The organism is Mycobacterium sp. (assembly GCF_047975165.1).
GTDB lineage: Bacteria > Actinomycetota > Actinomycetes > Mycobacteriales > Mycobacteriaceae > Mycobacterium.
In genome coordinates this window covers 51,990-73,651 of sequence record NZ_JBKECZ010000100.1, presented here as the reverse complement: position 1 = coordinate 73,651, position 21,662 = coordinate 51,990, and the positions used below count along the sequence as shown (strand labels likewise).

The window sequence follows — 21,662 nt, the reverse complement described above, 5'->3', positions numbered from 1 at the left end:
CGACGGTCGGGGTCCGGGTTGGCCGAGGCGTCGGCGCGGCCGTCCGCGATACACCACAGAGTTGCCAAGGTGATGAAGATCGTCAGCAGGCCATCGCTGATCACCGTGGGGAGCAGCACCCTGGAATCTTTCAGCGTGCCTTGGATCACTCGAAGCACGACCATGACGGCGGCGAAGACCACACCGCGCAGCATCCACTTGTTCATGACCAGACAGCCTAGCGAGTAGCGTCAAGTACCGTGACACATTCCCAGCGCCGACACACCCTGAAAGCCGCTATCGGTGCCGCCGGACTGGACGCGATGCTCGTCACCGACCTGGTGAATGTGCGATATCTGTCCGGCTTCGGTGGGTCCAACGGGGCGCTACTGGTGTTTGCCGACGACAGGGAGGCGGTATTGGCCACCGACGGCCGCTACCGCACCCAAGCCGCGCACCAGGCGCCCGATCTCGAGGTCGTTATCGAGCGCGCGGTAGGCCGGTACCTGGCGGGGCGGGCAGCCGAAGACGGGGTCGGCGCGTTGGGCTTCGAGAGCCACGTCGTCACCGTAGACGGTCTGGACGCGTTGTCCGGCGCCGTGGAAGAGCGCAGCACCGAACTGGTCCGGGCGTCGGGGACCGTCGAGGGCTTGCGCGAGGTGAAGGACGCCGGTGAACTGGCGTTGCTGAGGCTGGCCTGCGAGGCGGCCGACGCCGCCCTGGGCGATCTGGTGGCGCGGGGCGGACTGCGGCCGGGCCGCACCGAACGCGAGGTGAGCCGCGAGTTGGAGAGCCGGATGCTCGACCACGGGGCGGATGCGATCGCATTCGAGACGATCGTGGCAGCCGGGCCCAATTCGGCCGTCCCGCACCACCGGCCCACCGATGCGACGCTGGCTGCGGGCGACTTCGTCAAGATCGACTTCGGCGCGCTGGTCGGCGGATACCACTCGGATATGACCCGGACTTTTGTGTTGGGCAACGCGGCGGACTGGCAGCTGGAAATCTACGAATTGGTCGCCGAAGCCCAACGGGCCGGCCGGGAGGCGTTGCGTCCGGATGCCCGATTGCGCGACATCGACGGTGCGGCGCGGGGAATCATCGCCGACGCGGGATACGGCGAGCACTTTGGTCATGGGCTCGGCCACGGGGTTGGTCTGCAGATACACGAAGCACCCGGTATCGGAGCGGCATCCGCCGGTACACTGCTGGCGGGTTCCGTCGTTACCGTGGAACCCGGCGTCTATCTACCCGGCCGCGGCGGTGTCCGCATCGAGGACACCGTGGTTGTCCCCGCGAAGTCGGTGGATGGCGCGCGACCCGCCGGGCAGACCCCGGAATTGTTGACCCGGTTCCCCAGGGAACTGGCCGTCCTCTAGGAGAATCACCGATCGTGGCGAGCACTGCCGACTTCAAGAACGGACTTGTCCTGGTCATAGACGGCCAACTGTGGACCATCACCGAGTTCCAGCACGTCAAACCGGGCAAAGGTCCGGCATTCGTACGCACCAAACTCAAGAACGTGCTCTCGGGCAAAGTCGTCGACAAGACCTACAACGCGGGCGTGAAGGTCGACACCGCCACCGTCGACCGCCGCGACACCACCTACCTGTACCGGGACGGCTCGGACTTCGTGTTCATGGACAGCCAGGACTACGAGCAGCACCCGCTGCCGGAGTCGCTGGTCGGCGATGCGGCGAGGTTCCTGCTGGAAGGCCTGCCGGTGCAGGTGGCGTTTCACGACGGCGCGCCGTTGTATCTCGAGCTACCGGTGACCGTCGAGCTCATCGTCACCCATACCGAGCCGGGCCTGCAGGGCGACCGGTCCAGTGCCGGAACCAAGCCGGCCACACTGGAAACCGGTGCGCAGATTCAGGTGCCGCTGTTCATCAACACCGGAGACAAGCTGAAGGTGGACTCGCGCGACGGCAGCTACCTGGGTCGGGTCAACGCCTGAGTATGCCGGACGGACAGGCGATGGCACCCGACGGAAAAGCGCCGGACCGCCCCGTCGGATCCGCACGCCCGGTCAAGGGCCGCCACCATGCCCGCAAGCGTGCGGTGGACTTGTTGTTCGAGGCCGAGGCGCGCGGCTTGAGCCCGGCGGAGGTCGTCGAAGGCCGGACCGCCCTGGCCGAATCGAACCCGGATGTGGCCCCGTTGCACCCCTATACGGGCTTGGTCGCCCAAGGGGTCGCGCGGCACACCGCCCACATCGATGAACTGATCACCTCGTATCTGCAGGCGTGGACACTGGACCGGCTGCCCGCCGTGGATCGTGCGATCCTGCGGGTGGCGGTGTGGGAGCTGTTGCACGCCGACGACGTACCCGGACCGGTCGCGGTCGACGAGGCCGTACAGCTGGCCAAGGAACTGTCCACCGATGAATCGCCGGGCTTCGTTAACGGGGTACTCGGGCAGGTCATGCTGGTGACACCGCAGATCCGGGCTGCCGCGGACGCGATCGGGTCCGACCGCGATAATGGCAAACCGTGCCCCGATGACGCGAGTTGAGACAGGTGACGACATGAACGCAGACCGCAGCTACGCGCGACGACTCCGGGTTTCGGCCCTGGCGACGGTGGCCAATCCGTCCTACACCCGTGTCGACACGTGGAATCTTCTCGACGACGCCTGCCGTCACCTGGCCGAGGTCGACTTGGCCGGGTTGGACAAGGCTCACGACCTGGCCACGGTGAAGCGGTTGCTGGACCGCCTGGGCGCCTATGAGCGGTACTGGCTGTACCCCGGTGCGGAGAACCTGGCGACATTCCGGGCGCATTTCGAAAGTCTGTCCACGGTGCGGCTCGCCGAGGAGGTGTCGACGGCGGTCCGGCTGCTCAGTGAATACGGCGACCGCACAGCGCTTTTCGACACCTCCGCGCCGCTTGCCGACCAGGAGCTGGTTTCCCAGGCCAAGCAGCAGCAGTTCTACACCGTGCTGCTGGCCGACGACGCTCCTTCGACCGCTCCGGATTCGCTGGCGGAAGCCCTGCGGGCGCTGCGCAATCCCGACGACGACATCCAATTCGAGATCCTGGTCGCTCCCAGCGTGGAGGACGCGATCACGGCGGTGGCGCTCAACGGTGAGATCCAGGCCGCGATCATCCGGCACGACCTGCCGCTGCGGTCACGCAACCGGGTGCCGCTGATGAACACGCTGCTGGGGGTCAACGAAGACAACACGAGAGTGTCCGACCGCGCACACGACTGGGTCGAATGCGGCGAGTGGATGCGTGAGTTGCGGCCGCACATCGACCTGTACCTGCTCACCGACGAGTCGATCGCCGCAGGCGGTGACGATGACCAGGATCTCTACCTGCGCACCTTCTACCGGCTCAACGATGTCACCGACCTGCACAGCACGGTCATCGCCGGTCTGCGGAACCGTTTCGCCACACCGTTCTTCGACGCGTTGCGCGCCTACGCCGCCGCACCGGTCGGCCAGTTCCACGCGCTGCCCGTCGCCCGCGGCGCCAGCATCTTCAACTCCACCTCGCTGCAGGACATGGGCGAGTTCTACGGCCGGAACATCTTCATGGCCGAGACGTCCACGACCTCCGGCGGTCTGGACTCGCTACTGGACCCGCACGGCAACATCAAGACGGCGATGGACAAGGCGGCGGTCACCTGGAACGCCGATCACACCTACTTCGTCACCAATGGGACGTCCACCGCCAACAAGATCGTCGTGCAGTCGCTGACCCGGCCCGGCGACATTGTGCTCATCGACCGCAACTGCCACAAGTCGCACCACTACGGGCTGATGCTGGCCGGCGCCTATCCGCTGTACCTGGATGCCTATCCGCTGCCCCAGTTCGCCATCTACGGTGCGGTGTCCCTGGCCACAATCAAGAAGACGCTGCTGGATCTCGATGCGGCCGGGCAACTGCACAAGGTGCGGATGCTGCTGCTCACGAACTGCATTTTCGACGGCGTCGTCTACAACCCCCGCCGGGTGATGGAGGAGGTGCTGGCGATCAAGCCGGATATCTGCTTCCTGTGGGACGAGGCCTGGTATGCGTTCGCGACGGCGGTGCCCTGGGCCCGCCAGCGCACGGCCATGGTGTCCGCCGAGCGGCTCGAGCAGATGCTGGCCTCGCCGGACTACGCCGAGGAATACCGGAAGTGGCGTGCGTCGATGGAGGGAATTCCGCGTTCGGAATGGGTCGATCACCAGCTGCTGCCGGATCCCGCCGAGGCGCGGGTCCGGGTCTATGCGACGCATTCGACACACAAGTCGCTTTCGGCATTCCGGCAGGCGTCGATGATCCACGTCCGCGATCAGGACTTCAACTCGCGGGCCCGCGATGCCTTCGGTGAGGCGTTCCTGACCCACACCTCGACCTCGCCCAGCCAGCAGCTGCTCGCCTCGCTGGACCTGGCCCGCAGGCAGGTCGATATCGAGGGCTTTCAGCTGGTCCGGCAGGTCTACGACATGGCGCTGGTATTCCGGCACCGGGTTCGCCGAGACCGGCTGATCAGCAGGTGGTTCCGCATCCTCGACGAGTCCGATCTGGTACCCGAGGAGTTCCGGGCGTCCCACGTCAGCTCCTACCGGGAAGTCCGGCAGGGCGCCCTGGACGAGTGGAACGAAGCCTGGCGGTCCGACCAGTTCGTACTCGATCCCACCCGGGTGACGCTGTTCCTCGGCAAAACCGGGATGAACGGCTACGACTTCCGCGAGAAGATCCTGATGGACCGGTTCGGCATCCAGATCAACAAGACGTCGATCAACAGCGTGCTGTTGATCTTCACCATCGGAGTGACCTGGTCGAGTGTGCATCATCTGCTCGACGTGCTGCGCCGGGTGGCCGCCGACTTCGACCGCGCACAGAAGGAGGCCAGTGCGGCCGACCGGGCGCTGCATGCCCGCCGGGTCGAGGAGATCACCGAGGACCTGCCGCACCTGCCCGACTTCAGCGAGTTCGATGTCGCCTTCCGCCCGGAAGGGGCGACCACGTTCGGCGACACCCGCACCGCGTTCTACGCCGGCTACGAGGAATCCGATCGCGAGTACGTTCTGATCGGCACTGCCGGCCGCCGGCTCGCCGAGGGGAAGACGCTGGTGTCCACCACGTTCGTGGTGCCCTACCCGCCGGGCTTCCCGGTGCTGGTGCCCGGACAGGTCGTCTCCAAGGAGATCGTCTATTTCCTCGCCCAGCTCGACGTCAAGGAGATTCACGGCTACAACCCCGAACTGGGGCTGTCGGTGTTCACCCAGGACGCGCTGAAGCGGTTGGAGGCCAGACGCAACGCGCTGGTCGCCGCCACCGCCGGCCACTAGAGCGCTCCGGTGCGGGGGACGCGACCGGCGGTCGCGGCACGGGTCAGAGGCCCAGCGCGCGATAGGTGCGACTGACGAACTTGGGCTGGGCGGTGCGCACCCGAGCCAGTGCCGGGTTTCCGGCGACGGCGGCGGCGGCGTTCACGCTCAGGTCGGGGCAGTACTGGATCAGGTACAGCAGGATCAGCTCCGCGGTCGGGTCCGCCTGCCACCAGGTGCCGTAGGCGCCCGGCCAGCCGAACGTCCCGGTGCCGCCCGGCCCGTACAGCGGGGTGGACTTGTCCGGGTCGGTGACCACCGACAGGTTCAAACCGAAGCCGCGGCCCACCCAGTAGGGCGCCCCCAGGAACTTGTGCCGCTTCTGCTCGTCGGTCAGCTGGTCGGTGCGCATCAGGTGTGCCGACTCCGGGGACAGCACCGGTGTCCCGTCGATCGACCCCTCGCCCAACAGCATCCGGGCGAACCGCAGGTAGTCGTCGGCAGTCGACCACAACCCGCCGCCGGCGTTGCAGAACGCCGGCGGTGTGACGCGCGGCGGCCCCATCACATCGTGGCGTAGCCGGTCGTGTTCGTCGTGCCGGTACATGGTGGCCGCGCGCGACCGCGATTCGGCGGCGACGCAGAATCCGGTGTCGCCCATACCCGTCGGGCCCAGCACACGTTCGTCGAGCACCTGATGGAGCGGCTTGCCGTCGATCCGGGAGGCGATGATTCCCAGCACGTCGATCGAATGACCGTAGGTGACTTTTTCGCCGGGCTGGTGCACCAGCGGCAGTGCGGCCAATTCCGACAGCCAGACCTCTGAGCCCTGGCTGAACGGCAGCCGCGCGTACGCCCGGGAGATCGGCCCCGGCACCGAGAAGCTGTAGCCGAGACCGCTGGTGTGGATCAGCAGATCGGCCACCGTGATCGGGCGCCGGGCGGGATGGGTCCGGTCCAGCGGCCCGGCCGGATCATCGAGCACCCGCACGTCGGCCAGCTCGGGCACCCAGCGTGCGATCGGGTCGGCCAGCGCCAGGTTGCCGTCGTCGACCAGGGTCATGGCGGCCGCCACAGTGACCGGTTTGGTCATCGACGCAACGCGGAACAGCGTGTCGCGCCGCATCGGCGTCTTCGCCTCGATGTCCCGGTACCCGATTTCGTTGACCTGCAGCACGTCTCCGTGTTGCCAGACCATCGTCAGGGCGCCCGCGAGCAGGCCGGCGTCACACACCTCGCGGATGGCGGTCCGATTGCTGTCCAGGTTCACTTCGGTCAGGGTAGCCGGTCGGGGGCGGTGTCCGTCCTCGGCCACGATGTGCGCAGCGGTGTCCGAAGCCGGGTCCGTGCTAGGCTGCCCGGCAGTCGACATCCTTTAACGAGCCGTCCGGTGAGGCGGAGAAGGAGGTCAAGTTCGCACATGGGTGCCGCCGGTGATGCGACTGTCGGTAAGCGGGATCAGCAATCGCGCGGATCCCGGGAACTGATGTCCGCGGCCGATGTCAGCCGCACCGTCTCGCGTATCGCGCACCAGATCATCGAGAAGACCGCGCTGGACAATCCGGGCTCGGCGCCGGTGATTCTGCTCGGGATCCCGACCAGGGGTGTGACCCTGGCCGGCCGGTTGGCCGCGAACATCGCCGAGTACAGCGGTGTGGAAGTCGGTCACGGCGCACTCGACATCACCCTGTATCGCGACGACCTGATGAGCAAGCCGCCCAGGCCGCTGGCGGCGACCTCGATTCCGGCCGGCGGCGTCGACGGCGCACTGGTGATCCTGGTCGACGACGTGCTGTACTCGGGACGCTCCACCCGCTCCGCCCTGGACGCGCTGCGCGACCTGGGCCGGCCGCGCGCGGTGCAGCTTGCGGTGCTCGTCGACCGCGGCCACCGCGAACTACCGCTCCGCGCCGACTACGTCGGCAAGAACGTACCCACCTCGCGCAGCGAGAGCGTCCAGGTGCGGCTGCTGGAGAACGACGGCGTGGACGGGGTGGTGATCGCCCGATGACCCGCAGGCATCTGCTGGCGGCCGCCGATCTGAGCCGTGCCGAGGCGGTGGCGATCCTCGACGACGCCGACCGGTTCGCGCAGGCGCTGGTGGGCCGCGATATCAAGAAGCTGCCGACGCTGCGCGGCCGCACGATCGTCACCATGTTCTACGAGAACTCCACCCGCACCAGGGTCTCGTTCGAGGTCGCCGGCAAATGGATGAGCGCCGACGTGATCAACGTCAGCGCCGCCGGATCGTCGGTCGGCAAAGGAGAGTCATTGCGCGACACCGCGCTGACCCTGCGGGCAGCCGGGGCCGATGCGCTGATCGTCCGCCATCCAGCCTCGGGTGCCGCGCACCTGCTGGCCGACTGGACCGCCGTCGATGGCACCGGCCCGTCGGTGATCAACGCCGGTGACGGCACCCACGAACACCCCACCCAGGCACTGCTGGACGCGCTGACCATCCGTCAGCGCCTCGGCGGCATCGAGGGCCGGCGCATCCTGATCGTGGGCGACGTCCTGCACAGCCGGGTGGCGCGCTCCAACGTCATGCTGCTGCACACCCTGGGGGCCGAGGTGGTGCTGGTCGCCCCCCCGACCCTGCTGCCCAGGGGGGTCGGGGACTGGCCGGTGAGTGTGTCCAACGACTTCGACGCCGAGCTTCCGGCCGCCGACGGCGTACTTATGCTGCGGGTGCAGGCGGAGCGCATGAACGGCGGGTTCTTCCCGTCGGTGCGCGAGTACTCGACGCTCTACGGATTGTCCCAACGCCGGCAGGCGCTGCTGCCCGACCACGCCGTCGTGCTGCATCCCGGCCCCATGCTGCGCGGAATGGAAATCTCGTCATCGGTGGCCGATTCGTCGCAATCCGCTGTGCTGCAACAGGTCTCCAACGGTGTGCACGTGCGGATGGCGGTTCTGTTCCACGCGTTGGTCGGGGCGCAGACGCCGGTCGACGCCGGCAAAGAGGGTGCTGCATGAGTGTGCTGCTGCGTGGTGTCCGGCTATACGGCGAGGGCGAGCGGGTCGACGTGCTCACCGGCACTCCCGGCTTCGAGGGGCAGGTCGCCGGCATCGGTCCGGGCCTTGACATCCCGGCGGGCGTCTGCGATGTCGAGGTGATCGATGCGACCGGTCAGGTGCTGCTGCCCGGTTTCGTCGATCTGCACACCCATCTGCGCGAACCGGGTCGCGAGTATGCCGAGGACATCGAAACCGGTTCGGCGGCAGCCGCACTCGGCGGTTACACGGCGGTGTTCGCGATGGCCAACACCGATCCGGTCGCCGATACTCCGGTGGTCACCGACCATGTCTGGCATCGCGGCCGGCAGGTGGGCCTGGTCGACGTGCACCCCGTCGGTGCGGTCACGGTGGGGCTGGCCGGCAAAGAACTCACCGAGATGGGCCTGATGCACGCCGGTGCGGCGGGGGTCCGGATGTTCTCCGACGACGGCATCTGTGTCCACGATCCGCTGGTGATGCGCCGCGCGCTGGAGTACGCGACCGGGCTGGGCGTATTGATCGCCCAGCACGCCGAGGAGCCGCGCCTGACCGTTGGCGCGGTGGCCCACGAAGGCCCCAACGCCGCGCGGCTGGGCCTGGCCGGATGGCCGCGGGCCGCCGAAGAATCCATCGTCGCCCGGGACGCGCTGCTGGCCCGCGACGCCGGGGCGCGGGTACACATCTGTCATGCCTCCACCGCAGGCACCGTGGAAATCCTGAAATGGGCCAAACAACACGGGATATCGATCACCGCCGAGGTCACTCCGCATCATCTGCTGCTCGACGACGGCCGGCTGGCCGGCTACGACGGGCGCAACCGGGTCAACCCGCCGCTGCGGGAGGCTTCCGACGTTCTCGCGCTGCGCCGGGCGCTGGCCGAGGGGGTCATCGATTGCGTGGCCACCGATCACGCTCCGCACGCTGAACACGAGAAGTGCGTCGAGTTCGCCGCGGCGCGCCCGGGCATGCTCGGGTTGCAGACCGCGCTGTCGGTCGTCGTGGACACGATGGTACGGCCCGGCCTGCTGGGCTGGCGGGGTGTTGCCGCGGTGATGAGCGAGAACCCGGCGCGCATCGCGGGCCTGCCCGATCACGGCCGGCCGCTCGAGGTGGGTGAGCCGGCGAACCTCGCCGTTGTCGACCCCGACTCCACCTGGACGGTGGCCGGGCTCGACTTGGCCAGCCGATCGGACAACACGCCCTATGAGTCCATGACGCTGCCGGCGACGGTGACCACGACACTGCTGCGCGGAAAAGTCACCGCCCGGAACGGACAGTGCCCGGTATGAATTCAGGCACTCTGGTGGGTTCGCTGATCTTCGCGGCGGTGCTCGTGGTGATCCTGGGAATGGCGATCCGGCTGGCGCTTCGCGGCTGGCGGCACCGCGCTGAGCAGCAAGAGACACTGATCGGGGACTTGCCCGCGGTGCCCGACGAGGTCGGCGCCGCCTCGACCGTCACCGCCGGGCTCTACCTCGGCTGTACGCTGTCGCCGGCCTGGAACGACCGGGTCGTGGTGGGAGACCTGGGCTATCGGAGCAGGGCGACGATGGTCGCCTATCCCGCGGGGATCCTGTTGGAACGCACGGGCTCCCGGCCGATCTGGATTCCACGGGCATCGATCGTCGCCATCAGCACCGAACGCGGCGCGGCGGGCCGGGTCGCGGCGCGGGACGGGATCCTGGCCGTCCGGTGGCGTCTGCCGTCGGGCACCGAGATCGATACCGGTTTCCGGGCGGACAATCGCGACGAGTACGCCCAATGGGTGGACTCATGGACGGAGGGGGCCGGGTGAGCCGAACCGACCACAATGCGGCGCCGGGCGAACGGGTGGGTTCACCTGCTCACGACGAAGGTTGTGACGCCCATGAGTAGAGCCCTGCTGGTGCTCGAAGACGCGAGTATCTTCACCGGGACACCGTTCGGGGCGGTCGGTCAAACGCTGGGGGAGGCGGTGTTCAGCACCGGTATGTCCGGCTACCAGGAAACCCTGACCGACCCCAGCTATCACCGCCAGATCGTGGTGGCCACCGCGCCGCAGATCGGAAACACCGGCTGGAACGACGAGGACGGCGAGAGTCGTGGCGACAGGATCTGGGTCGCCGGCTACGCGGTGCGGGATCCCTCGCCGCGTGCCTCCAACTGGCGGGCCACCGGCACCCTCGAACAGGAACTGGTGCGGCAGGGCATCGTCGGGATCGCCGGTATCGACACCCGCGCGGTGGTTCGGCGTTTGCGCGCCAGCGGCTCGATGAAGGCCGGGCTGTTCTCCGGTGATGCGCTGGCCGGTCCCGCAGAGCTGATCGAGCGAGTGCGCGGGCAGCAACCCATGCTGGGTGCGGATCTGGCCGGTGAGGTCAGCACGCCCAACGCCTACGTGGTGGAGCCGGAGGGCCGGCAAGGCCCCCCGCGGCTTACCGTGGCCGCGCTGGATCTGGGCATCAAGACCAACACGCCGCGCAACTTCGCCCGCCGGGGAATCCGCACCCACGTGCTGGCTGCCTCGACGACTTTCGCCCAGATCGCCGAGATCGGGCCGGACGGGGTGTTCCTGTCCAACGGTCCCGGCGATCCCGCCACCGCCGATCGCACCGTCGCACTCACCCGGGAAGTCCTGGGTGCCGGAATCCCGCTGTTCGGAATCTGTTTCGGCAACCAGATCCTCGGCCGGGCGCTGGGGTTGTCGACTTTCAAGATGGTGTTCGGCCATCGCGGGATCAATATTCCGGTGATCGACCACGCCACCGGACGGGTGGCGGTGACCGCGCAGAACCACGGCTTCGCGCTCGAAGGGGAGGCGGGGCAGTCCTTCGACACACCGTTCGGCCGGGCCGCGGTCAGCCACACCTGCGCCAACGACGGTGTGGTGGAAGGAGTCCGGCTCGCCGACGGGCGGGCGTTCTCGGTGCAGTACCACCCGGAGGCCGCTGCGGGTCCGCACGACGCCGAATATCTCTTCGACCAGTTCGTCGCGCTGATGAAAGGGGATCGCTAGTGCCCCGGCGGACCGATCTCAACCACGTCCTGGTGATCGGCTCCGGTCCGATCGTCATCGGCCAGGCCTGCGAATTCGACTATTCCGGCACCCAGGCGTGCCGGGTACTGCGCTCCGAGGGGCTGCGGGTGAGCCTGGTCAACTCCAATCCGGCCACCATCATGACCGACCCCGAATTCGCCGACTCCACCTACGTCGAACCCATCACCCCCGCGTTCGTGGAGAAGGTGATCGCCCAGCAGGCCCAGCGGGGTGAGCGGATCGACGCCGTGCTGGCCACCCTGGGCGGGCAGACGGCGCTCAACACCGCTGTCGCACTCTATGAGCGGGGTGTGCTGGAACGCTATGGCGTAGAACTCATCGGCGCCGATTTCGATGCCATCCAGCGAGGTGAGGACCGGCAGCGGTTCAAGGACATCGTCGCCTCAGTCGGTGGCGAATCCGCTCGCAGCCGAGTGTGTTTCAGCATGGCCGATGTCCACCGAACGGTTGGGGAACTGGGTCTGCCGGTGGTGGTTCGCCCCAGTTTCACCATGGGGGGACTGGGGTCGGGCCTGGCGCGATCGATCGAGGACGTCGACCGGATGGCCGGCGCCGGTCTGGCGGCCAGCCCCAGCGCCAACGTGCTGATCGAGGAATCCATCTACGGCTGGAAGGAATTCGAACTCGAGCTGATGCGCGACGGCAACGACAACGTGGTGGTCGTCTGCTCGATCGAGAACATCGACCCGATGGGCGTGCACACCGGCGACTCGGTGACGGTGGCCCCGGCGATGACCCTGACCGACCGGGAATACCAGCGGATGCGGAACCTGGGCATCGCCATCCTGCGCGAGGTCGGTGTGGACACCGGCGGCTGCAACATCCAGTTCGCTGTCAACCCCGACGACGGTCGCCTGATCGTCATCGAGATGAACCCGCGGGTGTCGCGGTCGAGTGCGCTGGCGTCCAAGGCGACCGGTTTCCCGATCGCCAAGATCGCCGCCAAGCTGGCCATCGGCTACACCCTCGACGAGATCGTCAACGACATCACCAAGGAGACGCCGGCCTGCTTCGAACCCACCTTGGACTACGTGGTGGTCAAGGCGCCCCGGTTCGCCTTCGAGAAGTTTCCCGGCGCCGATCCGACGCTGACCACCACGATGAAATCCGTCGGTGAAGCGATGTCGTTGGGCCGCAACTTCGTCGAGGCACTGGGGAAGGTGATGCGATCGCTGGAAACCACCCGCGCCGGGTTCTGGACGAAGCCGGATCCCGAGGGTTTGCTCGACGCCGTGCTGACCCGGCTGGAGTGCCCGACAGAGGGCCGACTTTACGACATCGAACTGGCATTGCGCCTGGGCGGGTCGGTGCAGGACGTGGCCAGGGCCAGTGGTGTGGATCCGTGGTTCGTCGCGCAGATCGAAGAGTTGGTGGCCCTGCGGGCCGAGCTGGCCGATGCGCCGGTGCTGGACGCCGATCTGCTGCGCTACGCCAAGCACAACGGGTTGTCGGATCGTCAGATCGCTTCGCTACGGCCCGAATTGGCCGGTGAAGACGGGGTGCGGTCGCTGCGTGTGCGGCTGGGGATCCACCCGGTGTACAAGACGGTGGACACCTGTGCCGCCGAGTTCGAGGCCAGGACCCCGTACCACTACAGCAGCTACGAACTCGACCCCGCGGCCGAGAACGAGGTCGCCCGCCAGACGGCCAGGCCCAAGGTATTGATCCTGGGCTCGGGGCCGAACCGGATCGGCCAGGGAATCGAGTTCGACTACAGCTGCGTGCATGCGGCAACCACGTTGAGCCAGGCTGGTTTCGAGACCGTGATGGTCAACTGCAACCCCGAAACCGTGTCCACCGACTACGACACCGCCGACCGCCTGTACTTCGAGCCCCTCACCTTCGAGGACGTGCTCGAAGTGTTTCGCGCCGAAGAGCGGTCCGGCGCCGGCGGAGCCGGCGTGGCGGGGGTGATCGTCCAACTCGGCGGACAGACCCCGCTCGGGCTGGCGCAACGGCTCGCCGATGCCGGGGTGCCGGTCGTCGGCACCCCGCCGGAGGCCATCGATCTGGCCGAGGACCGCGGCGCGTTCGGTGAGCTGCTCCGGGCGGCGGGGCTGCCCGCGCCCAAGTACGGCACCGCGACCACGTTCGATCAGGCTCGCCAGATCGCCGCCGGTATCGGCTACCCGGTGCTCGTCCGGCCCTCCTACGTGCTGGGTGGTCGCGGGATGGAGATCGTCTACGACGAGCAGACCCTGCGGGGCTACATCACCCGCGCCACCGAACTCTCCCCGGAACACCCGGTACTGGTCGACCGTTTCCTGGAGGATGCCGTCGAGATCGACGTCGACGCGCTGTGCGACGGCACCGAGGTCTACATCGGCGGAATCATGGAGCACATCGAGGAGGCCGGCATCCACTCCGGTGACTCGGCGTGTGCGTTGCCGCCGGTCACCCTGGGGCGCAGCGATATCGAGAAGGTGCGCAGGGCCACCGAGGCGATTGCCCGCGGAATCGGTGTGGTGGGCCTGCTCAACGTGCAGTACGCCCTCAAGGACGATGTTCTCTACGTGCTCGAAGCCAACCCGAGGGCCAGTCGCACGGTTCCGTTCGTATCCAAGGCGACGGCGGTCCCGCTGGCCAAGGCGTGCGCCCGGATCATGCTGGGCGCCCGTATTTCCGCGCTTCGCGAAGAAGGGCTGCTGGCCGCATCGGGAGACGGCGCCCATGCTGCACCGAATGCTCCGATCGCGGTCAAGGAAGCCGTGCTGCCGTTTCACCGGTTCCGGCGCGCCGATGGAGCGGCGATCGACTCGTTGCTCGGGCCGGAGATGAAGTCCACCGGCGAGGTGATGGGAATAGATCGCGATTTCGGCACCGCCTTCGCCAAGAGTCAGACCGCCGCCTACGGTTCCCTGCCCGCGCAGGGCACGGTGTTCGTCTCGGTGGCCAATCGGGACAAGCGATCACTGGTGTTTCCGGTGAAGCGGCTGGCGGACCTGGGGTTTCGGGTGCTGGCCACCGAAGGGACGGCGGAGATGCTGCGCCGCAACGGGATTCCGTGCGATGAGGTGCGCAAGCACTTCGAGTCGCCGCAGCCGGGCCGCCCGGCGATGTCGGCCGTCGACGCGATCCGGGCCGGTGAGGTCGACATGGTGTTCAACACGCCGTACGGAAACTCCGGTCCGCGCGTCGACGGCTACGAGATCCGCTCGGCCGCGGTGGCGGCGAACATCCCCTGTGTCACAACGGTTCAGGGAGCCTCGGCGGCCGTCCAGGGCATCGAGGCGGGCATCCGGGGTGACATCGGGGTGCTCTCACTGCAGGAACTGCACCGCAACCTGGGCGGCTGGAGCGGCGAACGGTGAGCGGATTCGGTGCTCGATTGGCCCAAGCGCGGGAGCGTCGCGGCCCGTTGGCCCTGGGGATCGACCCGCACCCGGAGTTGTTGAGGGCCTGGGACCTACCGGCCACCGCGGCGGGGCTCGCCGCGTTCTGTGACATCTGTGTCGAGGCTTTTGCGGATTTCGCGGTCGTCAAACCCCAGGTGGCGTTCTTCGAGGTGTACGGATCAGCCGGGTTTGCCGTACTGGAACACACCATCGCCGCATCGCGGGCCAACGGTGTGCTGGTGCTGGCCGACGCCAAGCGCGGGGATATCGGGACGACGATGGCGGCCTATGCGGCGGCCTGGGCCGGTGATTCGCCGTTGGCCGCCGACGCGGTGACCGCCTCGCCCTACCTGGGGTTCGGTTCGCTGCGCCCGCTGATCGAGGTCGCGCTCGCCCATGACCGAGGCGTTTTCGTGCTGGCCGCCACCTCCAATCCGGAAGGGGCAACGGTCCAGCAGGCCGATGCCGGCGGTCGTTCGGTGGCTCAGCTGATCGTGGATCATGTCGCCGAGTCCAATCAAATGTCCAATCGGACGTTCAATCAGATGCCCGACCGGATATCCGGTCGGGCCGACGGGCAGCCGGCCGGTGACTCGGCACCGCTGGGATCGGTCGGTGTGGTGGTCGGCGCGACGGTGTCGCACGCGCCCGACCTCACCGGCGTGGGCGGTCCGGTGCTGGTGCCCGGCGTCGGGGCGCAGGGGGGCCGCGCCGAGGCGCTGGCGGGGCTCGGCGGGGCCGATTCGCGGCTGTTGCTGCCGACGGTGTCGCGCGAGGTCCTGCGAGCGGGGCCCGGGGTCGCGGCGGTGCGAGCGGCAGCGGAGCGCGTACGCGACTCCGTCGCGTATCTGTGCGCCAGGTAGCACCGGGCCTTGCCGGGAGGTCGGTGTGACCCGCGCGACCCGCTGGAGCGTGGTGATTCGCAGCACTGTGGCGGTACCCGGAACCGCCAGTGGCGCCGGCCCCGCCGGACTGCGCGCAGCCCTGCTGGGCGGTGCGCCGGGTGGCTCTATTTGGTTGTGAAACGTGCAGGTAGCGCGTGTTATTTCGAGCCAACGAGGACTCGTCACGGGGCGGGCCGGCCGGCCCCGACGGGCCCTGCAGTCGCGTTTGGTGACGCTGATGAGTTCCCCCGGCCGGCACCGGATCGACGAATCTTGCTGGGTAAATGCTGCCGAAACCAGGGGGGCCGGGTTAGATTCCGTCAGTAACCCTGAGTACGGTCGTTTGCGCTGGCCGGAGTGCCCGGTCAAGAACACCGACGATAGATCGCTATCACCTAGAGACGGAGGACTCGTGGCCCGTCCCCAGTGGACCGACGAGCAGCGCGCGGCAGCGTTGGAGAAGGCTGCTGCCGCACGCCGGATCCGAGCAGAGCTGAAGGACCGACTCAAGCGCGGCGGCACTAACCTCACCCAGGTGCTCAAGGATGCCGAGAGCAACGAAGTTCTGGGCAAGATGAAGGTCTCGGCGCTGCTGGAGGCGTTGCCCAAGGTAGGCAAGGTCAAGGCGCAGGAGATCATGACCGAACTCGAGATCGCCCCGACCCGCCGGCTGCGCGGACTCGGTGACCGTCAGCGCAAGGCACTGCTGGAAAAGTTCGGCTCCTAGCAGCCGGCCGGCCGACTCAGACCCGGCGACGGTGCGGGGACGCCGGTGAGTGCCGGCGGGGGACCGGGCACAGGCCACGTGGTGGTGCTGTCCGGTCCCTCTGCGGTCGGCAAGTCCAGTGTTGTCCGGTGTCTGCGCGAGCGGATTCCGAACCTGCATTTCAGCGTCTCGGCCACGACGCGGGCGCCGCGTCCGGGTGAGGTCGACGGCGTCGACTACCACTTCGTGAGCCCGGTGCGGTTCCAGCAGCTCATAGATGCCGGTGATCTGCTCGAATGGGCAGAAATCCACGGGGGGCTGCATCGGTCCGGCACCCCGGCGCGGCCGGTACGGGCCGCCGCGGCAACCGGTTCGCCGGTGCTCATCGAAGTCGATCTGGCCGGGGCCCGGGCCGTCAAGTCGGCCATGCCCGAGGCGCTCTCGGTATTCCTGGCCCCGCCCAGCTGGGCGGAGTTGCAGGCCAGGCTCATCGGCCGGGGTACCGAGACTCCCGAGGTCATCCGCAGGCGCCTGGACACCGCGCGCATCGAATTGCGGGCCCGGGACGACTTCGACGTGGTCGTGGTGAACAGTCGATTGGAGTCTGCCTGCGCCGAATTGGTATCCTTGCTGGTGAGTACCATCCCTGGCGCTGCGCAACCGCAACTCGGAGGACAGCAGCGGCCGCCAGATTTTCCGAACTGAACGCTCAACCGTTCAGCCGCTCTACGTCGCCAGGAGATCGTTTACGTGACTATCCCGCAATCCGACTCGTCATCGACCACCACCGTGGATCAGTTCGATCCCGCTGCGGGTGGCGCCGGCGCCTACGACACCCCGCTGGGCATCACCAACCCGCCTATCGATGAGTTGCTCGACCGGGTGTCGAGCAAGTACGCGCTGGTCATCTATGCCGCCAAGCGGGCCCGGCAGATCAACGACTACTACAACCAGCTCGGCGAAGGCATCCTCGAATACGTCGGCCCGCTGGTCGAGCCCGGGCTGCAGGAGAAGCCGCTGTCGATCGCCATGCGCGAGATCCACGCCGACCTGCTCGAGCACACCGAGGGCGAGTAGCGGGCCGCGCACGCCGTGGACAGCAAGCGGATCGTCGTCGGCGTTTCCGGCGGTATCGCGGCCTACAAGGCCTGCACTGTGGTCCGGCAGCTCACCGAGGCGGGCCATCGGGTCCGGGTGATTCCCACCGAGTCGGCCCTGCGGTTCGTTGGGGCCGCCACCTTCGAGGCGCTGTCCGGGTCGCCGGTGCGCACCGGGGTCTTCCAGGAGGTTCCCGAGGGGCCGCACGTGGGGATCGGCCAGCAGGCCGACCTGGTCGTCGTCGCACCGGCCAGCGCCGACCTGCTGGCCCGCGCCGCGGCCGGCCGCGCCGACGACCTGCTGTCGGCAACCCTGCTCACCGCTCGGTGCCCGGTGATGTTCGCACCGGCAATGCACACCGAGATGTGGACGCACCCGGCCACCGCCGACAACGTCGCCGCCTTGCGCCGCCGGGGCGCGGTGGTTCTGGAGCCGGCATCCGGGCGTCTGACCGGCGCGGACAGCGGCGCCGGCCGCCTGCCCGAGGCAGAGGAGATCACCACCCTCGCGCAGCTGCTGCTGGAACGCCCGGATGCCCTGCCCCACGATCTGGCGGGCCGCAAGGTGCTGGTGACGGCGGGGGGCACCCGCGAGGCGATCGACCCGGTGCGCTTCATCGGCAATCGCAGCTCCGGCAAGCAGGGCTACGCGGTGGCCCGGGTGGCCGCCCAGCGTGGCGCCGAGGTCACGCTGATCGCCGGGCATACCGTCGGGCTCATCGACCCGGCCGGCGTCGACGTGGTGCGGGTGAGTTCGGCGCAGCAACTCGGCGACGCGGTATCCGAGCATGCCCGGGAGGCGGACGTACTGGTGATGGCCGCGGCGGTCGCGGATTTCCGGCCGGCACAGGTGGCCACCGCAAAAATCAAGAAGCGTGCCGGTGAGCAGGCCGTGCCGCCGCCGATAGACCTGCTGCGCACCGGCGACGTGCTGGCCGCGGCGGTGCGGGCGCGCACGAACGGGCAGCTGCGGGCTATGCGCGCCATCGTCGGCTTCGCCGCGGAAACCGGCGACGCCGATGGAGACGTGTTGTTCCACGCCCGCGCGAAACTCGAACGCAAGGGCTGCGATCTGCTGGTCGTCAACGCGGTGGGCGAAGGCAGGGCATTCGAGGTGGATAGCAACGACGGCTGGCTGCTGGCGTCCGACGGCACCGAATCGGCGCTGCGCCACGGGTCGAAGACGCTGATGGCGAGCCGTATCGTTGATGCCATTGTCACAGTGCTTTCCCGGGACGGCGGGCGAAGCTGCGGCTAACGTGTACCGGGCAGCGCGACCGTAGACCCCCGGGTTTGTGTGGCGCCGGGATGGTCCGGTTTGCTAGGGGCAAGGCAATAATTCGACTGACTAACGGTCGGGCCGGGAACGTCAGGAAAGGACGGACAGGGTGAGCGAGCGAGGTCGGCTATTTACCAGCGAGTCGGTGACCGAGGGGCATCCGGACAAGATCTGTGACGCGATCAGCGACTCGGTGCTCGACGCGCTGCTTGCCGACGACCCGCGCTCCCGTGTCGCCGTCGAGACACTGGTGACCACCGGGCAGGTCCATGTCGTCGGGGAGGTGACGACGACGGCGAGGGAGGCGTTCGCCGGCATCACCAACATCGTGCGCAAACGCATCCTCGACATCGGCTACGACTCGTCCGACAAGGGCTTCGACGGCCAGACGTGCGGGGTGAACATCGGTATCGGCGCCCAGTCGCCCGATATCGCGCAAGGGGTCGACACCGCGCACGAGGCGCGCGTCGAGGGTGCCGCGGACCCGCTGGACTCCCAGGGCGCGGGCGACCAGGGCCTGATGTTCGGTTACGCGATCGACGACACCCCGGAACTGATGCCGCTGCCGATAGCCCTGGCCCACCGGTTGTCCCGGCGGCTGACCGAGGTGCGCAAGAACGGCACCCTGCCCTACCTGCGACCGGACGGCAAGACCCAGGTCACCATCGCCTACGAGGACAACGTTCCGGTGCGGCTGGACACCGTGGTCGTCTCCACCCAGCATGCCGACGGCATCGATCTGGTCAACACCCTGGACCCCGATATCCGCCGGCACGTCCTGGACACCGTGCTGACGGATCTGGCCCACGAAACGCTGGACTCCGCGTCGACGCGGGTGCTGGTCAATCCGACGGGAAAGTTCGTCCTGGGCGGTCCGATGGGTGACGCGGGGCTGACCGGTCGCAAGATCATCGTCGACACCTACGGCGGCTGGGCCCGCCACGGTGGCGGCGCGTTCTCCGGCAAGGATCCCTCCAAGGTGGACCGGTCGGCGGCGTACGCGATGCGCTGGGTGGCCAAGAACATCGTCGCGGCCGGCCTCGCGCAGCGGGTCGAGGTGCAGGTGGCCTACGCGATCGGCAAAGCCGCCCCGGTGGGGTTGTTCATCGAGACCTTCGGCACCGAGACGATCGACCCGGTGAAGATCGAGAAAGTCGTCCCCGAGGTGTTCGATCTGCGGCCCGGAGCGATCATCCGCGACTTGGATCTATTGCGGCCGATCTATGCGCAGACCGCGGCCTACGGTCATTTCGGACGTACGGACGTCGAGCTGCCCTGGGAGCGGCTGGACAAGGTCGACGACCTCAAGCGCGCGATCTGACCCCCAGCGCCGCGCGCAACGCCGCCAACCCCCGGTCCATCGCCGCGGTGGCGGCAGGCACCACGCCGGCGTAGCCAAGATAGCCGTGCACCATCGTCTCGGCGTTGTGCACCTCGACCGGGACACCGGCGGCGGTCAGCAGTTCCCCGTACCGGATGCCGTCGTCGCGCAGCGGGTCGTGCCCGGCGACGGCGATGTAGGCACCCGGCAGGGCGGACAGATCCGCCGCCCGGCCCGGCGCCATCCCGGCCGGCGGATCGGACATGTCGGTATCGCCGGCGTACCACCGGGAGAAGTCGGCGACGGCTTTGGCGTCCAGGATCTGCGCGTCGGTGTTCTCGGTGAACGACGGCAGGGTGGCATCCCACATCGTGGACGGATACCACAGCAGCTGGAAGGTGATCGGCGGCGCGCCTTCGTCACGGGCGCGCTGGGCGGTCACCGCCGCGATGGTGCCCCCCGCGGAGTCGCCGGCCACCGCGATGCGGCTGGGATCGGCGCCGATCTCTGATGCGTGACCGGCAACCCACCGCGTCGCCGCCCAGGCGTCCTCGATGGCGGCCGGGTAGGGGTGTTCGGGAGCCAACCGGTAGTCCACGGACACCACGATCACACCGGCTCCGGCGGCGTGCTGACGTGCCGTCCCGTCGTGGGTGTCCAGATCGCCCATCACGAACCCGCCGCCGTGGAAGAACAGCACCACCGGGGCTGGCATACCACGCCCGGAATCGTCCGGCGGCCAATATATCCGGATGCCGATCCGGCCGGCAGGCCCCTCGATCGTCCGGTCCTCGACCCGCATGTCCGGATGCAGTGCCCGGCGCGGCAGGTCGCGCAGGCGTTGCCGGGTGGCCTCGAGTCCGTCTTCGGTCGATAGCCGAAAGGGGACGGCATCCAGTACCTTCAGCAGGATGGGGTCGACACCCGGTTTCTCAGCGGCGGCGTTGTCCAAGTCGGGCATGGACGTACCCTACGCATCCCGGTTGATGGTTCGCGGCTGGGTGGCCGCCGGGTGGGCGGGGATCGCCTACGGCGTCTCCCTGACGGTGATCGCGCTGAGGTCGTCGCCGGGGAGCGAGCTGACCGGGAACTGGGTTCTGCAGCCGTTGTTCAAGGCGTCGATGGCGTTGCTGCTGACGCTGGCCGCACTGGCCCATCCGGTGGCACGGGAGCGCCGCTGGCTGGTGCCGGCGCTGCTGTTCTCGGCCGTCGGCGACTGGCTGCTGGCGATCCCGTGGTGGACGATGTCCTTCGTCCTGGGGCTGGGATCGTTCCTGCTGGCGCACATCTGTTTTCTGGCTGCGTTGTTACCCCATGCCGCGGTATCGCGGACGAGGGCGGGCGCTGCCGCGGTGATGGTGGCGGCCTCGGTTTCGATGCTGGTCTGGTTCTGGCCGCATCTGGACAGCGGCACCGAAAATCTGACCATTCCGGTCACCGTGTACATCACGGTGCTGTCGGCGATGGTGTGTACCGCGCTGTTGGCGCGACTTCCGACCATCTGGACCGCGGTGGGTGCGGTGTGCTTCGCGGTGTCGGATTCGATGATCGCGATCGGACGGTTCATCCTGGGTAGTGAGGCGCTGGCGGTGCCCGTCTGGTGGTCCTATGCGGCGGCCGAAATCCTGATCACGGCGGGGTTCTTCTTCGGCCGCAGCGACGTCGACGATGCTGCCGGTGGCGCTGCATCGCATCCGCAGTGACCGGAACCGCCTTTTGACTTCGAAGACATCCGACGGCGCATCCCGGGGTGTCACCCGG

19 protein-coding genes and 2 pseudogenes are annotated in these 21,662 nt (G+C 68.1%); 18 read left to right on the top strand and 3 right to left on the bottom strand.

All coding sequences use genetic code 11. From position 1 onward, the window contains the following. Nucleotides 1–206, bottom strand: a pseudogene (locus ACK5M9_RS10885) (hypothetical protein); the annotation flags it as partial. A gap of 33 nt (nucleotides 207–239) precedes the next feature. Between ACK5M9_RS10885 and ACK5M9_RS10880 the strand changes: the two are divergent. From ACK5M9_RS10880 to ACK5M9_RS10865, 4 genes and pseudogenes are all read left to right on the top strand, one after another. Then, complete coding sequence (locus ACK5M9_RS10880) at nucleotides 240–1,358, top strand: M24 family metallopeptidase (RefSeq protein WP_416893175.1); 1,119 nt, start codon at nucleotides 240–242, stop codon at nucleotides 1,356–1,358. Nucleotides 1,359–1,372: 14 nt separating this feature from the next. Continuing rightward, nucleotides 1,373–1,936, top strand: a complete 564-nt coding sequence (gene efp / locus ACK5M9_RS10875) for an elongation factor P (protein ID WP_416893174.1) — start codon at nucleotides 1,373–1,375, stop codon at nucleotides 1,934–1,936. A 20-nt stretch (nucleotides 1,937–1,956) separates the two neighbouring features. Then, the gene (gene nusB, locus ACK5M9_RS10870; protein ID WP_416893185.1) at nucleotides 1,957–2,493 is read left to right on the top strand and encodes a transcription antitermination factor NusB; all 537 of its coding nucleotides are present in this window, start codon (nucleotides 1,957–1,959) and stop codon (nucleotides 2,491–2,493) included. 13 nt (nucleotides 2,494–2,506) lie between these two features. Then, nucleotides 2,507–5,257: pseudogene (locus ACK5M9_RS10865) on the top strand (aminotransferase class I/II-fold pyridoxal phosphate-dependent enzyme); the annotation flags it as partial. A gap of 52 nt (nucleotides 5,258–5,309) precedes the next feature. Here the strand turns inward: ACK5M9_RS10865 and ACK5M9_RS10860 are convergent. Beyond that, nucleotides 5,310–6,515 (bottom strand): serine hydrolase domain-containing protein, encoded by a 1,206-nt coding sequence (locus ACK5M9_RS10860; protein ID WP_416893173.1) that lies wholly within the window; start codon nucleotides 6,513–6,515, stop codon nucleotides 5,310–5,312. A 150-nt stretch (nucleotides 6,516–6,665) separates the two neighbouring features. On the opposite strand from ACK5M9_RS10860, the gene pyrR reads away from it, so the two are divergent. The 13 genes from pyrR (at nucleotide 6,666) to metK (ending at nucleotide 19,901) form a co-directional block, all read left to right on the top strand. Beyond that, nucleotides 6,666–7,256 (top strand): bifunctional pyr operon transcriptional regulator/uracil phosphoribosyltransferase PyrR, encoded by a 591-nt coding sequence (gene pyrR / locus ACK5M9_RS10855; protein WP_416893172.1) that lies wholly within the window; start codon nucleotides 6,666–6,668, stop codon nucleotides 7,254–7,256. Beyond that, nucleotides 7,253–8,221 (top strand): aspartate carbamoyltransferase catalytic subunit, encoded by a 969-nt coding sequence (locus ACK5M9_RS10850; RefSeq protein ID WP_416893171.1) that lies wholly within the window; start codon nucleotides 7,253–7,255, stop codon nucleotides 8,219–8,221. The genes pyrR and ACK5M9_RS10850 overlap by 4 nt, the downstream gene beginning before the upstream one ends. Beyond that, nucleotides 8,218–9,531, top strand: coding sequence for a dihydroorotase (locus tag ACK5M9_RS10845; RefSeq protein WP_416893170.1), 1,314 nt, complete (start codon nucleotides 8,218–8,220; stop codon nucleotides 9,529–9,531). The genes ACK5M9_RS10850 and ACK5M9_RS10845 overlap by 4 nt, the downstream gene beginning before the upstream one ends. Then, entirely contained in the window at nucleotides 9,528–10,037 is a 510-nt protein-coding gene (locus tag ACK5M9_RS10840) for a transporter (protein ID WP_416893169.1), read from the top strand. The genes ACK5M9_RS10845 and ACK5M9_RS10840 overlap by 4 nt, the downstream gene beginning before the upstream one ends. Before the next feature lie 72 nt (nucleotides 10,038–10,109). After that, nucleotides 10,110–11,237: a glutamine-hydrolyzing carbamoyl-phosphate synthase small subunit gene (gene carA / locus ACK5M9_RS10835; RefSeq protein WP_416893168.1), complete on the top strand. Its 1,128-nt coding sequence runs from the start codon at nucleotides 10,110–10,112 to the stop codon at nucleotides 11,235–11,237. Further along, the gene (gene carB / locus ACK5M9_RS10830; RefSeq protein ID WP_416893167.1) at nucleotides 11,237–14,590 is read left to right on the top strand and encodes a carbamoyl-phosphate synthase large subunit; all 3,354 of its coding nucleotides are present in this window, start codon (nucleotides 11,237–11,239) and stop codon (nucleotides 14,588–14,590) included. Before carA ends, carB begins: the two co-directional genes overlap by 1 nt. After that, entirely contained in the window at nucleotides 14,587–15,477 is an 891-nt protein-coding gene (gene pyrF, locus ACK5M9_RS10825) for an orotidine-5'-phosphate decarboxylase (protein WP_416893166.1), read from the top strand. Before carB ends, pyrF begins: the two co-directional genes overlap by 4 nt. Before the next feature lie 25 nt (nucleotides 15,478–15,502). Further along, nucleotides 15,503–15,637: a hypothetical protein gene (locus ACK5M9_RS10820; protein ID WP_416893165.1), complete on the top strand. Its 135-nt coding sequence runs from the start codon at nucleotides 15,503–15,505 to the stop codon at nucleotides 15,635–15,637. A gap of 273 nt (nucleotides 15,638–15,910) precedes the next feature. Beyond that, complete coding sequence (gene mihF, locus ACK5M9_RS10815; RefSeq protein WP_416893164.1) at nucleotides 15,911–16,225, top strand: integration host factor, actinobacterial type; 315 nt, start codon at nucleotides 15,911–15,913, stop codon at nucleotides 16,223–16,225. Between the two features lie 45 nt (nucleotides 16,226–16,270). After that, on the top strand, nucleotides 16,271–16,909 hold the full coding sequence (gene gmk, locus ACK5M9_RS10810; RefSeq protein WP_416893163.1) for a guanylate kinase: 639 nt from the start codon (nucleotides 16,271–16,273) through the stop codon (nucleotides 16,907–16,909). A gap of 45 nt (nucleotides 16,910–16,954) precedes the next feature. Next, nucleotides 16,955–17,281, top strand: a complete 327-nt coding sequence (gene rpoZ / locus ACK5M9_RS10805) for a DNA-directed RNA polymerase subunit omega (RefSeq protein ID WP_416893162.1) — start codon at nucleotides 16,955–16,957, stop codon at nucleotides 17,279–17,281. A 15-nt stretch (nucleotides 17,282–17,296) separates the two neighbouring features. After that, nucleotides 17,297–18,559 (top strand): bifunctional phosphopantothenoylcysteine decarboxylase/phosphopantothenate--cysteine ligase CoaBC, encoded by a 1,263-nt coding sequence (gene coaBC, locus ACK5M9_RS10800; RefSeq protein ID WP_416893161.1) that lies wholly within the window; start codon nucleotides 17,297–17,299, stop codon nucleotides 18,557–18,559. 130 nt (nucleotides 18,560–18,689) lie between these two features. Beyond that, the gene (gene metK, locus ACK5M9_RS10795) at nucleotides 18,690–19,901 is read left to right on the top strand and encodes a methionine adenosyltransferase (protein ID WP_416893160.1); all 1,212 of its coding nucleotides are present in this window, start codon (nucleotides 18,690–18,692) and stop codon (nucleotides 19,899–19,901) included. On the opposite strand, the gene ACK5M9_RS10790 is transcribed toward metK, so the two are convergent. After that, complete coding sequence (locus tag ACK5M9_RS10790) at nucleotides 19,885–20,862, bottom strand: alpha/beta hydrolase (RefSeq protein ID WP_416893159.1); 978 nt, start codon at nucleotides 20,860–20,862, stop codon at nucleotides 19,885–19,887. The genes metK and ACK5M9_RS10790 overlap by 17 nt on opposite strands. Between ACK5M9_RS10790 and ACK5M9_RS10785 the strand changes: the two genes are divergently transcribed. Continuing rightward, nucleotides 20,861–21,604 (top strand): lysoplasmalogenase, encoded by a 744-nt coding sequence (locus ACK5M9_RS10785; protein ID WP_416893184.1) that lies wholly within the window; start codon nucleotides 20,861–20,863, stop codon nucleotides 21,602–21,604. The genes ACK5M9_RS10790 and ACK5M9_RS10785 overlap by 2 nt on opposite strands. Nucleotides 21,605–21,662: the final 58 nt, after the last annotated feature.